This is a genomic window from Bradyrhizobium acaciae (assembly GCF_020889785.1).
GTDB lineage: Bacteria > Pseudomonadota > Alphaproteobacteria > Rhizobiales > Xanthobacteraceae > Bradyrhizobium > Bradyrhizobium acaciae.
Map to the genome: position 1 here is coordinate 1 of NZ_JACMYK010000020.1, position 12,675 is coordinate 12,675.

General features: G+C 63.8%; 13 protein-coding genes and 2 pseudogenes. 6 read left to right on the plus strand and 9 right to left on the minus strand.

Translation table 11 applies throughout. The features are described from left to right. Window positions 1–275: hypothetical protein (locus H8A92_RS11360; RefSeq protein ID WP_229195886.1), on the plus strand; the 275-nt coding region annotated here is incomplete at its 5' end. Window positions 276–477: 202 nt separating this feature from the next. Next, complete coding sequence (locus H8A92_RS11365; protein ID WP_163160625.1) at window positions 478–627, plus strand: hypothetical protein; 150 nt, start codon at window positions 478–480, stop codon at window positions 625–627. A gap of 433 nt (window positions 628–1,060) precedes the next feature. Here H8A92_RS11365 and H8A92_RS11370 read toward each other — a convergent pair whose 3' ends face one another. The 3 genes from H8A92_RS11370 to H8A92_RS11380 form a co-directional block, all read right to left on the minus strand. Beyond that, window positions 1,061–1,552: a hypothetical protein gene (locus H8A92_RS11370; protein WP_229195887.1), complete on the minus strand. Its 492-nt coding sequence runs from the start codon at window positions 1,550–1,552 to the stop codon at window positions 1,061–1,063. 157 nt (window positions 1,553–1,709) lie between these two features. Beyond that, window positions 1,710–2,249, minus strand: coding sequence for a bifunctional 3-hydroxydecanoyl-ACP dehydratase/trans-2-decenoyl-ACP isomerase (gene fabA / locus H8A92_RS11375; protein ID WP_420831308.1), 540 nt, complete (start codon window positions 2,247–2,249; stop codon window positions 1,710–1,712). A gap of 24 nt (window positions 2,250–2,273) precedes the next feature. Next, a complete protein-coding gene (locus H8A92_RS11380) occupies window positions 2,274–2,900 on the minus strand; it encodes a TetR/AcrR family transcriptional regulator (protein ID WP_229195888.1) in 627 nt (208 codons plus the stop codon). A 98-nt stretch (window positions 2,901–2,998) separates the two neighbouring features. Here H8A92_RS11380 and H8A92_RS11385 point away from each other — a divergent pair, with 98 nt between their 5' ends. Further along, window positions 2,999–3,409 (plus strand): hypothetical protein, encoded by a 411-nt coding sequence (locus H8A92_RS11385; protein ID WP_229195889.1) that lies wholly within the window; start codon window positions 2,999–3,001, stop codon window positions 3,407–3,409. 313 nt (window positions 3,410–3,722) lie between these two features. Next, window positions 3,723–4,607 carry a class I SAM-dependent methyltransferase gene (locus H8A92_RS11390; RefSeq protein ID WP_229195890.1) on the plus strand — a complete coding sequence of 295 codons (885 nt, stop codon included), beginning with the start codon at window positions 3,723–3,725 and terminating at the stop codon, window positions 4,605–4,607. Window positions 4,608–4,823: 216 nt separating this feature from the next. On the opposite strand, the gene H8A92_RS11395 is transcribed toward H8A92_RS11390, so the two are convergent. From H8A92_RS11395 to H8A92_RS11420, 6 genes and pseudogenes are all read right to left on the minus strand, one after another. After that, window positions 4,824–5,438: a transglutaminase-like cysteine peptidase gene (locus tag H8A92_RS11395; protein ID WP_229195891.1), complete on the minus strand. Its 615-nt coding sequence runs from the start codon at window positions 5,436–5,438 to the stop codon at window positions 4,824–4,826. Between the two features lie 332 nt (window positions 5,439–5,770). After that, a complete protein-coding gene (locus H8A92_RS11400; protein ID WP_163160632.1) occupies window positions 5,771–6,388 on the minus strand; it encodes a PilZ domain-containing protein in 618 nt (205 codons plus the stop codon). 135 nt (window positions 6,389–6,523) lie between these two features. After that, a pseudogene (locus H8A92_RS11405) lies at window positions 6,524–8,091 on the minus strand (FAD-dependent monooxygenase). A 292-nt stretch (window positions 8,092–8,383) separates the two neighbouring features. After that, window positions 8,384–8,599, minus strand: a complete 216-nt coding sequence (locus H8A92_RS11410) for a hypothetical protein (RefSeq protein ID WP_229195892.1) — start codon at window positions 8,597–8,599, stop codon at window positions 8,384–8,386. Between the two features lie 27 nt (window positions 8,600–8,626). Continuing rightward, entirely contained in the window at window positions 8,627–9,319 is a 693-nt protein-coding gene (locus H8A92_RS11415) for a fatty acid desaturase family protein (RefSeq protein ID WP_229195893.1), read from the minus strand. Between the two features lie 221 nt (window positions 9,320–9,540). After that, window positions 9,541–10,068 carry a hypothetical protein gene (locus H8A92_RS11420; protein WP_229195894.1) on the minus strand — a complete coding sequence of 176 codons (528 nt, stop codon included), beginning with the start codon at window positions 10,066–10,068 and terminating at the stop codon, window positions 9,541–9,543. A 335-nt stretch (window positions 10,069–10,403) separates the two neighbouring features. Between H8A92_RS11420 and H8A92_RS11425 the strand changes: the two are divergent. Together H8A92_RS11425 and H8A92_RS11430 are read left to right on the plus strand one after the other, a co-directional pair. Beyond that, a pseudogene (locus tag H8A92_RS11425) lies at window positions 10,404–10,598 on the plus strand (sorbitol dehydrogenase); the annotation flags it as partial. A gap of 169 nt (window positions 10,599–10,767) precedes the next feature. Beyond that, complete coding sequence (locus H8A92_RS11430; RefSeq protein WP_229195895.1) at window positions 10,768–12,639, plus strand: cyclic nucleotide-binding and patatin-like phospholipase domain-containing protein; 1,872 nt, start codon at window positions 10,768–10,770, stop codon at window positions 12,637–12,639. Window positions 12,640–12,675: the final 36 nt, after the last annotated feature.

A 12,675-nucleotide genomic window follows, 5' to 3' on the forward strand; every position in this document is an offset into this window, starting at 1 on the left:
GTTGGCACGGCGGCGGCTGGCATGGTGGAGGCTGGCGCGGCGGCTACTATCGGCGCGGCTGGGGCTGGGGATATCCGTTCGCTGCCGCGGCGGTCGGCTTCGGGCTAGGTTACGGCGCCTATGATTACTATGACGGCTATTACGGCAATCCATACTACGCCGGCTACGGCTACGACGATGGCTATGGCTATGGTGACGGCGGCTGCTACGTCGTGCGGCGTCGCATGCTGACACCGTATGGCTGGCAAATCCGGCCAGTGCAGGTTTGCAACTGAGCCATCCCTTGAAGCATGGCAGGTCCATTCGATCGCCATGCTGATGGTCTTGGAATGAATGGCGCGGCCTCGGTGTCTTGACGCCGAGGCCGTCGCGCATTGGTACGCTGCTTGCAACGCCTTGCAGCAGTCGGTGCGTGAGCGCGTCGCGAAAACACAAGGGCCGGCTGCGATTGGAGCCTGGCCTCAGAGGATCCGAAAGATGCTGACCATTCCTGATCTGACCTTGTTGTTCATGGTGGTTGTTTCGAGTCTTGCCATTGCGTTGGTCTACGCGCTCCACCAGCTCGAGCCGAAGCTTGCGCGGTTGCGGCTGAGAACCGATCGCTTCCAGCGCGATCGCACCAAGTAGGCTGTCAACGCCGCTGGTTGCGGCTTCGGCCGCGGCGATTTTTGCGCGTGCGGAGCTGCAAGCTGAAACCGATTTGCGGACCGCACGTGCGCGAGGGCCGCTCCCGATGTGCGGAGCCCGGCTTTCCTTTTGGGTAGTCTCGGGGACCCTCGCTGCAGGGCCAAAAAAACAAGGCCGTCGACGTAGTATACCGTCAACGACCTTGCCAGCCCCGGATATTGAAATCGGCTCACGCCATCCGGTCATTTAAGGATGACTCGGATTCGAGGGCCGATATGTGAACCAGTTCACAAAGTCCGGATTAATTCACGGTAACGGGCACTTATGCGAGGCTGCCGCGGCAGGCCTGGCGCCCGGAAAGCTCCACCTTGGACCCTGATCTTGTTCGGGATTTGGCGCATTTTGATGGCCGGGCGCCTGGCACCCTCGGTCGTCAGCCGCGCGACCTGTGGCGCTTCCGGTTGGCGCTGCGGGTGGCCTTCGAGCGTTTGCGCGGCTCGGTCTCGGCGGCCGGCTCATTGGCCTGCGCGCTTGCCAGTGACTGGCGCAGACCCTCGACCTGTTCGGTCAGCGCAGCGACCTGGTCGGAGAGCCTCCTGGCGTCGGCCTGCTGCAGGGCGAACTGCTTGCGCATGGTCAGCAGCTGGTCTTGCACCTCCTGCAACTGGTCGATGGATTCCTGCTGGGTCGCCTCCATGCCCTTGGTCTTTTCCACCAAGGCCTCGGAGACCTGCGCGGTCCGCGCCTGCAGTTGACGGGCGGCGATCATCCGGTCGGTCTCGGGCACGTTGCCGCTGAAGGCGCGCCACAGCGCGATCGAGCCGATCCCGAACAGCACGAGCACCAGCGCCACGGCGCCGATCGCGATCGGCTGCACGCCAATCAGGCTGCTGGTTTGTGAATTCCGGGGGGCAAGTTCGACCATGCGACCAGAACCGGACGTCAATTGAAAGGTTCGGAATACCACAACCACCGCGCGGGCAAAACCCCCGGAGATTCAAGCAGGTGGCGCGGGGAGTGCAAAACTCGCCGCAAATTCCGAGGCTTCTGTCCCAAAACGGGACTGTTCGACGCGAGCGGGTTCAGCGCGTCGGCGCGATCAGGCCAACCCTCATGTCCTTCGCCAGATAGACACAGGCGCCATCGGCAAGCACACGGCCGTTGGCGATACCCAGCACCAGCCGGCCGCGCCTGACCTGGCGCATGTCGACCTCATAGCGCACCAACCTCACGTCCGGCGTGATGTGTCCCCTGAACTTGACCTCGCCGACCCCGAGCGCCCGGCCTTTGCCCGGCGAGCCCGACCAGCCCAGCCAGAAGCCGATGATCTGCCACATGGCGTCGAGCCCGAGGCAGCCGGGCATCACGGGGTCGCCGGCAAAGTGACAGGCGAAGAACCAATGATCAGGTGCAATGTCGAGTTCGCCGGCGACATGGCCCTTGCCGAAGGCGCCGCCCTCGGTGCTGATTTCGGTGATGCGATCCATCATCAGCATCGGTGGCGCCGGGAGTTGTGCATTAGCCGGGCCGAAATAGCCGCCCTCGCTCGATCGCAGCAGATCCGGCTTGGTGTAGGACGATTGCGGCGTGTGAAAATCGTGCGGGTTGAACAAGATGGCCACCAACCTTGGGGTTATTGTTGAACGTTAGCGGCGGCTGCGCCGCGTTGGCTTTGACTTCACGGAGGCTTCGGCGGGCAGCCGCAACGCAGCGGCCATGAAGGCCCAGATGTCGTCGGTCAGATCGGCCGGATCCGGCCGCCGCGCGGCGGTCAGCGCACCGATCAGTGCCTGACGGATGCCGCCGATCATCAACGCGATGGTGAGGTGAGGGTCGATGTCCGTGCCGACGATCCCGTCGCGCTGCGCAGCCTCGAGCATCCGCGCTCCGGCCGCGAGTTGCCGGGCGGTGAAGGCGGTCTCGACATCCAGCACCTCGGCCGCGCGGCTCAGCGGTCCGATCACGAGTGGAGCAAACGGGTGCTGATAATGAAACGCGACATAGGCGCCGATCCGGGCCTTCTCCCGGCCGGCCCAGTCTGCCGTCGGCAATTTGGCGCCGCTGAAGGCTGCCTGATCGAGCAGTTCATAAAACCCCTCGACCACGGCGGCGATCAGGCCGGCTTTCGATCCGAAATGGTGATAGGCGAGCCCGACCGAGGCCTGCGCCCGTCTGGCGACGGCCTGCATCTCGATGTGTCCTTGGCCCTCGATCAGTTCGTCCTGGGCTGCGGCGAGCAGCCTTTCCCGCGTTGCCGGGCTGGAGACCGTCATTGTCCATCCGTGAGCTGAATTGAATTCAATTCAATAGGCCGAATGCTAGGATGTCAAGCGTGGCGGCACGAGCCGGGGATTGGACGGTAAGGCGGGGAATGGCATTCGCGATCAAGACCGAGATCTCCGAACTCCGGGCGAAAGCGTTCGCCTTCACGGCGCAGAAGACCATGTATGGCGGCAAGCTGATCGCCGCCGGCGACATCGTGTTCGTATTCGCGAGCGAGAACGAGGGCGGCAAGGGCCTGATCGTCCGCGCGCTCGTCACCTCGGCCGAGGCGGTGCCGCGCAAGGTCGGCATCGAAAGGCAAACGCCGCGCGTCAGCATCGTGATCAAGCGCACCGCGCTGGCGACGTGCCCGCTCGGGCGCGACCAACTCGAGCCTTTCAAGGATTGGGACGACGGCCGGCCCGAGACCGAGCTCAACTTCAAGTTCTATCGCCAGGCCACCAACAAGATCGTCGGCATCACCGACGAGACGTCAGCCTTTCTTGAGCGCTTCTTCTAAAGCGGTGGGCACGACTTGCGCATCGTCCAGCGGGTCCCAAGTCGAGCACCGCCTATCGACGCGGTTGACTGTTTGCGGTGAGGGTTAGCCGTCATCGGGGTGGTCTCGACGAGCGCTGCGCTGGTCTCTCCACCTGCGAACATCGGCAATCTTGACGTGCTCGTTTCGCAATTTGCCTAGTGAGCGTCGCGCTCGCCGGCCGGCCTCAATCGTTGCGCGGCGCGGCCGCAAACCGGCACGCACCGGAGCGCGTGTCTGGTCCCGTTGCGAATGTCTGGTTGCAGTGCTAGCTTTTTCTCCAAGGAGAGGCAGCATGCGAGACAACGAGCAGACGGCCGATCACTACACGAAGCAATGGTCGAGCGACCTGGGCTTCAAGTCGTTCGTTCAGCAGAATCCTGAAGCAGCGAAGGCGATGCCGAGCAGGCAATTGCCGTGGGCCGGACTGTTCAAGCGTATTCGCGAGCAGGCGTCGGAACGCAAGACAACGGTATATGATGCTGCTTGCGGATTTGGCGACATCCTCAACCAGCTCACGGCATCGCCGATCCCGGCCCATCTCGACTATGTCGGCGCCGATATTCACGGCGCGCTGGATACGATCGAGCGGCACGGGATTGCGACGCTGCTAAATCATGACATCACAGGTGAATTGCCGACAGGGCAGAAGTTCGATTTCATCATCTGCCGGGCCGCGATCCATCATACGCCAGATCCGCGCGCTACATACCAGACTTTGGTGCGGCAACTCGCGCCCGGTGGCACCATTGCAATCACCGCCTACGCAAAGAAGGCGCCAATGCGTGAAGCCGTCGACGACGCCTTGCGCGCCACGATCATTCCGATGTCAAACGACGAAGCGTTTGCCACGGCGAGCCAGTTGACGGCGCTTGGACGAGATCTGCAGCGCTCTCAGGGCCAAATCACGATCGAGAATGATTTGCCGTTTCTTGGCATCAAGGCCGGTGCCTATGACATCCAGACCTTCATCTACAACCACTTCATCAAGTGCTGGCACAATCCGGCGTTCTCGGAGCAGCATTGCGATCTCGTGAACTTTGACTGGTACCATCCGCCCTTCGCGTTCCGGTACGAGCGGGATGAGTTACGCGCGTGGGCGGCAGCTTGCGAGCTCGAAATTGTCCGGGAGGCCTCGACCGAGGCGCAGCATTACATGGAATGCCGCTCGTCGCGCTAAGGCGAACCCGAACAAACGCTGACGAACTCGCCGATCGATTGCGGCGAGCTTGCGTGGTGCCGCATCGGCGCTGCGGAGTTCGGCCAGGACTTCTCGTACCCCGCAAAAGGTTGCGGCCAGGCTTTGGGGGAAGCCTGGCCGCGCGCGAACCGGTCTGGGACGGGGAGGGGTGGGGATGTGACCGGGTCGCGAACTCGAAAATCCTTGGCTCTCTGCTCAGCGCGAGCTTGCGGTTGAAACTGCGGGGCGGTTGTCGCCGAGCGAGACCCACACATTGGGATCGCTCTGCGATTGCCGCTTGACGAAGCGGTAGCCGGTCTCCGTCCAGGCGACGATGCTCTCGTTCTGGTTATCGAGCACGAACTCACCCTTGTCGGTCTTCACCGTCAGCACCGCGTGGCCTTCGCCCTTCTTGTCGCGGACCACGGTGATCAATAGCGCCTCGCGGGGCCAGCCGGCGTCCATCAGCATCTTGCGCTTCAGGAGCACGTAGTCCTCGCAGTCGCCGTAACCGTCCGAAGGCAACGACCATTTCTCGATCACGCCCCAATGATCCATGTCGGTCATCGGCTTGATGGATTCGTTGACCCACTTGTTGACCCGCACGAGGTCGCGCCAAGCGGTCTGCGACATAACGATGTCGCGTGGTTGTGTCTTGCCGCCGCGGCACTCGGCCGGATTGTCGGCGCAGAACTCGACCCAGCCGATCGGCGAACGTGCGACGTCACCGAGGCTGGCGTAGACCACGTCGCCGGCCTTGGCCGACACGCACGTTGCAAAAAGGATGGCGGCAACCGCCAAACCTTTCCCCTGTCCCCTGAAACCAAACATTGTGGCCCCCGTTCTTTTTGTTGGGACCACGTTTCGCACAAAGCTTTTGCGCCGCCGCTAAGTACGCGAAGTAGATTTGACGCGAATACTGGTAAAAGCTGCGGCTAATTCGATCTTTACTTGAATCGAATTCGCCTAAAAGTTGAAACAACTGCAATTGATTCAAATTTTATGCATTAATACGGAGAACGCTGCGCCAGCGCGGTTTGTTGCGTCAAAAGCGCCGGCCGTTAACCGCCGATTTCACTACGCCAAACGCACCGAAGGCGGCCACCGGTGTACCGGAGGCCGCCTTCGCGGGCTGAAACCGGGGTCTTGAGCGGTTTTTCGCTTTACCTCGCGGTAACGCTCTCTTCGAGGGTTTCCGCTGATTGCTCGTGGACGAACTCGAGCGCGAAGCCTTCCTCGAGATTTCGCACCACGCGGGCCTGCACCCGGCCGAGCATCACGAGCGACTTCAGCGGCGGGCGGTTCTCCGCGGCAATTGCGGCTCCGGACAAGGAAAGGTCGATGATGCGGCAGGTCATCCGCGTGCCGTCTTCCTGGGTCAGCAGGGCGATCGGGTTGCGCGGCACGATACGGTCGTGGCGGCGATCCTCGGGCAGATTGAGGATGTCGCGATTGGCGAGCCAGGTGAGCTGGGCGGCGAGCTTGTCGCGCTTGCGCGCGGTGGCGCCGATCGTCATCGCAAAGCCGTTGTCGATGATCCGGGTGATGCGGCCCTCGACGCGGCCGATATGGTCGAGATAGGCGATCACGCGGTCGCCGACATTGCCGATGCCCGGCGCCAGCAGCGCGAGGCCGCCCGGCGACATGTTGATAATCTGGCAGGGAAATTCGCGCCGGTCGGGCAGCATGTAGCGGCCGAGCAGGTGCACCTTGACGCGCTGGAAGCGCCGCCGCTCCTCGGCTGCGGGGACGACGGTAGTTTTCTTCTGTGCAAACGACATCACCACAAACCCGGCCACCGTCCATTCGGAGCCCCGACGACCCTAAGGCTGATAGGGTTAACGGGGCGTTACGGTTGAGATGGGGAACCCGCACACGGTGCAAGAGAAGTGCGCGGTGCTGCCGCGCGCAGCTTCTCAAGAGATTGCGGCCGCTTCGCGCGCCGCATCCGGTTCGCCGAACCACCGCGACATGGCCTGTGCAGCGTCCTCAAGCTGGGGGCGGCGTCGGCGGCCCAGGCGACGACGCCGTCGGGGCGCACGAGCACGGCGCTGAGGCCGAGCCGATCCCTGGCGTCGCTTGCGACATAGTCGACCCGCCCACGCCAGCGATCGCCGAGCGCTTGCAGGGGCGAGCGCGGCTCAAAGTCGAGCAACAGGCCGCGCCCGTCTCTGAGCAGTTCGCCGAGCGTCATCCCGCAGGCGAGCGCGAAGTCGGGCGCACTGCGGCCCGCCAGCGCATGGCGGCCGCCAAGATCGTAGCGGAGCGAAACGCCCCACACGCGCTCGGCAAAATATGTCGCGCCGTCCGATGTCGCGATCAGATCGCGGATGATGGCTTCGAGCGCACGCGAACTCCGGCTCGGTCGCATCAGTGCGACCTGGGCGCGCGACCAGTCGAGGATTTGCGCGCCCACCGGATACCGCTCGCTCATATAGCTGTCGAGCAAACCGGCCGGCGCGTCGCCGCGGATCGTGGCCGCGAGCTTCCAGCCGAGGTTCATCGCATCGCCGAGCCCGAGATTGAGCCCCTGGCCGCCGAGGGGAGAATGGATATGCGCGGCATCGCCCGCGAGCAGCACGCGACCGTTGCGGTAAGCCGTCGCCTGACAGGCGCGATCCGTCCAGGTGCTGGCGAGCTTGAGCGCCGTCAATGTGACGTCGGTGCCGGAGACGTGGCGCAATATCGCCTGCACATGCTCGCGCGTGATGGGTTGGGTTCGGTGGAAAGCGCCGCCGTCGAATTCGACCATCGCGATCGTGCCGGGATGCGCGTACGTATACATGCCCGTCGGCGTGTAGTGGCGGCCCGGACGCAGCTTGTCCGGATCTGATATCTCGACCTCGACCGAATAGCCGGTGAACTCGGGATCGGTGCCGACGAAATCGAAGCCGCCGACCTTGCGCACCATGCTGCGGCCGCCGTCGCAACCGACCAGCCAGCGTCCGTGGAACGTGTGGCCGGCGGCGCCAACGGTCACACCGTCATCGGACTGATCAAGCGCCTCGACGCCGAGGCCGCGCCTGGTCTCGACGCCCATAGCGGTTGCGCGCGCGGCCAAGGCGGATTCGAGTGACTCCATGTCGACCGCCATGCTGGTGCCGGCCGGGCTCGGCAGGCGAAACGGCCATTTCGACGTATCGATATCGTCGTGAAAGAACTGGATGCCTGCGAAATGGCCGGCCGGGCGGCGCGGCTGTTGCATCCAATGCGCGCCATTCGATACGTTACTCGAGCCATCTTTCGCACGCTGCGGCGCCGCGATGTCGTCCAGCATCCCGCGACGATGGAGGGCTTCGATGGTGGGCGCCGAGAGACCGCGCATGCCGAACGGCAGCCGCTTCAACGGCGAATGCGGGTCCGCGGCCTGCTCCAGCACCAGGACCGAGAGTTTTGCGAGCCGCAGCTCACAGGCAAGCATCAAACCGACCGGGCCGGCACCGGCGATCACGACATCATAAGGGAGGGGGTGGTCGTTATGCATGAACTGCTCCTTTGTCGATGTTCGACCCGAGCGGTTCGTCGGGTTGAGAACCACACGGACGAACAATGGGCGCCTGGACGGCGTCCGGTGTTCGTCGTGGGGATCTCACGCATCAAGCAGGAGACCAGAGCTTTCGTTTCGAAGGGACTTCGACTTCGAAAAGACTTCGCTTTCGAAAGGACTTGGGCTTACCAAACCAAGTCTGCCTTTTCCGACGCTGGTCGTATAGCGGCGTGGCGCCTGGTCCGCAACGGCGATCCGGCATGCGGATGACGGCAACAATGCGCAGCTGCTATGCCCCGGCGACCGCATCGGCCTCGCGCAGGCCATCGACGCGGCGCGAACCCGGGCGCGGCCCAAGATTATCCGGCGTCTTGATGTCGCTCGCCAATCCGGTTGCCTCGAACGCCTTGATCAGCCACCAGCCGAGGTCGATCTGACCCGGCAGCAGCCCGAGCTTCGCGGAGCCGGGGTAGGCATGATGATTGTTGTGCCAGCTCTCGCCCATGCTGATCAGCCCGGCGATGCCGACATTTTAGCCCTGGGCCGCGACGCCTTCGATGACCCAGGTCTGTCCGCCCTTGCGATGCGAGTAATGACCGATCAGCCAGTGACCGGTGACGCAGACGGCGACCCGGACGCAGATGCCCCAGACCAGCCAGCTCCACGAGCCGATTGCAAAGAACAGCATCGCCCAGGGCAATTGCTGCCACATCCAGGTTCGCTCGACGAAGGCATAGAAGCGGTCATCGGCAAGCCGGGGTTCGAGCCGGAACAGCGGCGGGTGCTTCAGCGCGAGCGTGCAGTGCAGTTGCCACCAGGCATCGCGCCAGAAGCCGGCAGCGTGGCGGGAGTAGGCATGGCACGCCGCCTGGCGTTGCGCCCAGTCGCGGAAATCATGCAGCCGCACCATGCCGTAGGGACCGGCCATCCCGACCAGCGTGCCGAGATAGACGCAGAGCCGCTCGAGCCATAGCGGACAGTCGAAGCTCGCATGGATCAGGCGCCGGTGCATGCCGACCGAATGTCCGAAGCACAGCGTGATCGCGCTGGTCACGATGAACAGTGCGAACGCGCTCCACGAGAACAGCAGCGGCCCGAACATGATCGCGACCACGGTCATGCTGCCGAGCCATAGCGATTTCGCCGGCGCCCATTGCACACGTCCGTCCAGCGGGTCGGTGCTGTCGTCCGCGAAGATTCGTTCCGACCCGGGCTGCAGCTTCATTCCAATACCTGACGGTGCCACCGCAGGGTGGGATGGAGCGACCATTGCTGTCAATCCGCCGCGCTCGTCCGTCGTGCCGCAGCCGACATTGGCATCTCCGGCCACTTCACCCAACTTGCCGTGAATTGGTCAGCTCATGGTGCGGAGACGTTCGATCGTGCGACCAGAAATTCTGGCTTGCGCTTGTTGCTGTCATCTGCGTCTGCGCCAGCGCGGCGAGGTTATTCGGCTTCGCCGTCCGTTGCCGGTTCGACAGTCTCCGCCGGCGGTTCGACGGTCACCGCTTTCAGCACCTTGCGTTTCGCCGCGCGGATCTCGAGCTGCAAAGGCGGCTGATAGGACCCGGCTGGCGGCTCGAACATGAAGGCGTGGTGCCCGTCGCCCTTGTTGAGCTTCAGAAGATCCTTGCGGAACTGATCGGCGACGACCTCGGCAACGTGATCGCCGTTGAAATAGATATCGATCGTCACCCGTTTGTCGGGGTGCTGGTCGTACAAGGCCCAGCCGGCGATTCTGTTCTCGTTGAAAACATCGACATGGCCGGTGACCTCGCCTGAGAGGCTCTCGATGCCGGCTTCGATCACCTCGAGGTCGCTCCTGTAGATCGATCGCGTGACGTCAAAGCTGAAATTCGCCGTATCGACGCATTGGTCCAGCAGGCTCTGCCGATGCTCTTTCATTCGTTGCAGCGTGTCCAGTTCGCCCATCTTGACGTACATGCCAACGATGCCTTCGATACCTGGATTCATGGTGTCGTCCCCGCAATGCTACAAGCTTCTTCGCACTCAGTTGCATTCACAATCGATGGTTTCTTGCGATGCGCGAAAAAATACTCCGGTCGAGAGTTGAAGCGCCTCGTCCCGCCAAGGTCTGTCACGAATCCCTTCATGACAGGCATTCATGACATCCCAATCGTCCTGACCTACAGTCGGTGCGGCCGTGCCCGGGCCAACGACAAGGACAGGGAGAGCGAACCGATGGAGCAGATCCGCGTCTGCACCCATGATGGACCTGGAGCCAAGCCCGTAATCCGGACCGTGCCATGGCCGGAAGTCGGCAAAAACGCGGCCTTGATCAAGGTCGCTCCTGGGGCTTTACCGGCAACGACCTGCCGCTCGGTGTCGACATGCTCTACCGCACGCGCAACAAATACCCCTGGCTCGATATGCAGACGATCTATCCGTTCACCGAGGATGGCGTGGCGTGCGCGGTCGCCGACGCGATGGCGATGAAGACGGTGAAGTCGACCATCGTGCCGTGGCCGGAACTGGTCGGGTGAGGCCGATAAACGGGCGCGCTGCAATTCCTGTTGCAGTGCTCCCAAGGAATAGCGGCCGGGTGCTGCCGATCATGCTCTGATATCGCTCGCCGGGGCGACGGCCGGGAGCTAACATCTGATGATGCAGTCGAACCGTGTGCCGCCGAGTGCAACGTTTGCGGGGGGGACCGTGTCCGCGGACTTCCCGCTGTTCAGGACCCTCAGCGCGGAGCAGCGGCTGATCGCCTTTGGCGCAATGACCCGGCGCGACCTCGTGCGCGGCGAGCTGCTGGTCGAGCAGGGCGGCGCCTCGGACGCATTGTTCCTGGTGCTGCACGGCGCGCTCGCGGTGTACCGGACCGATCATTCCGAGCCGATTGCGGAGCTTCGGGCCGGCGAGCTGGTTGGCGAGATCGGCTTCTTCGCCAACATCCCGCGCACGGCCAATGTGATCGCGATCCGCGATACCAGCGTGCTGGTGCTGACACGTGCGGCCTATGCGAGGCTTGTCCAGGAAACGCCCGGCATCATCGACGCACTGCTGGCCGCGCTTGCACAGCGATTTGCGGTCCAGACTGCGCGCCTGTTGCCGGTCCGGGCGTCACCGAAGGCGCGGACCGTTGCGTTGGTCTCAGGCGGACGGGAGCCGGTGCCTGCGGCCTTTGAAGCGCGCCTGCGTCAGAGCCTTGCCGCGGCCGGTGCCGAGATCGTCGACCTCGCGCGCGTTCAAGCCAGGTTTCCCGGCCGCGGGCTCGACGCATCCGAAGTCGCCGACTGGCTCAACGGGATCGAGTACGACGCGCCGCTGGTGGCCTATTTCGGTGGTCACGAAGCCTCGGAATGGGCGCGGAAAACCATTCGCCAGGCCGACCTTGTCGTGTTCGCCTGCCGCGGCCATGCTCCCGCGCCCGACCTGACCGAGATCGAAAGCTTCGCCTGCTCCGTGCATCCGGCGTCGGCGCGGCGCCTGGTTCGTGTTCACGACGTCAGGCGTCACGAGGTCAGCGGCACCGCGGCCTGGCTCGCGCGGCTTCCATGCTTCATGCATCATCATGTCGCGCTCGAGGACCAGATCGATATCGACAGCCTGGTGCGTTTCCTGTGCGGCCGCGCCGTCGGGTTTGTCGCCGGCGGCGGCGGCAGCCTCGGCACCGCGCATGTCGGGATCTACAAGGCGTTTTGTGAGCGCGGCGCGATGTTCGATATCTTCGTCGGCACCAGCGTCGGTTCGGCGATGGCGGCGGGCTTTGCCAAGAACTACGACGCCGAGCATCTCGAGCGCGGCACCCATGAGATCTTCGTCTCCAGCCGCAGCTTCCGCCGCCCGACCTGGCCGCGCTACGCGCTGCTGGACCACAAGGCCTTCGATGCGGCGCTGGCCGATCAATACGGCCTGCATTGCCGCATCGAGGATTGCTGGCGGCCGTTCGCGGCGGTCGCGACCAATCTGTCGACGCACAGTCTCGAATTGATCCGCACCGGTCTGCTGTGGCAGGCGGTGCGCGCATCGAGCGCCATCCCCGGCCTGCTGCCGCCGTTCTATACAAGGGATGGATCGATGCTGGTCGACGGATGCCTCGTCGACAACGTGCCGCTGGCGCAGATGCATCAGCTGAAGAGCGGGCCGAACCTGGTGGTCCATTTCGGTGAGCCGGCGACCGAGATGTTCGACGTCGACTATGCCGCGCTGCCCGGGCGGCTCGAGCTGCTGGCGTCGCTGCTGACGCCGTTCCGGAGAAAATCGCTTCCGGCGGCTCCAAGTGCCGTCAATGTGTTGTGGCGTAGCCTCGTCGCGCATCAGCGCTACGATACGCTGCCGACCACGCCGCTCGACATGGTGATGCGGCCGCCAACGCCCGACGGCATCGATGTGACGGATTTCGACCGCCATCAGGAGATTTTCGAATCCTCGTACCGCTGGGCCCAACAGATTATTGCGGCCTCGGAGGCGGTGCATAACCCGGCCCTTGCGGCGATCGTCGCGTCGGCCATGGCCGGGGACAAGAGCGCGGATCACGCGACAGTGACCGCGCCGGTTTCCCAACAGGCCCGTGTCGGCTGAACGGCTTGCAGGCGGCGGCGAAGTCGACCATCGTGC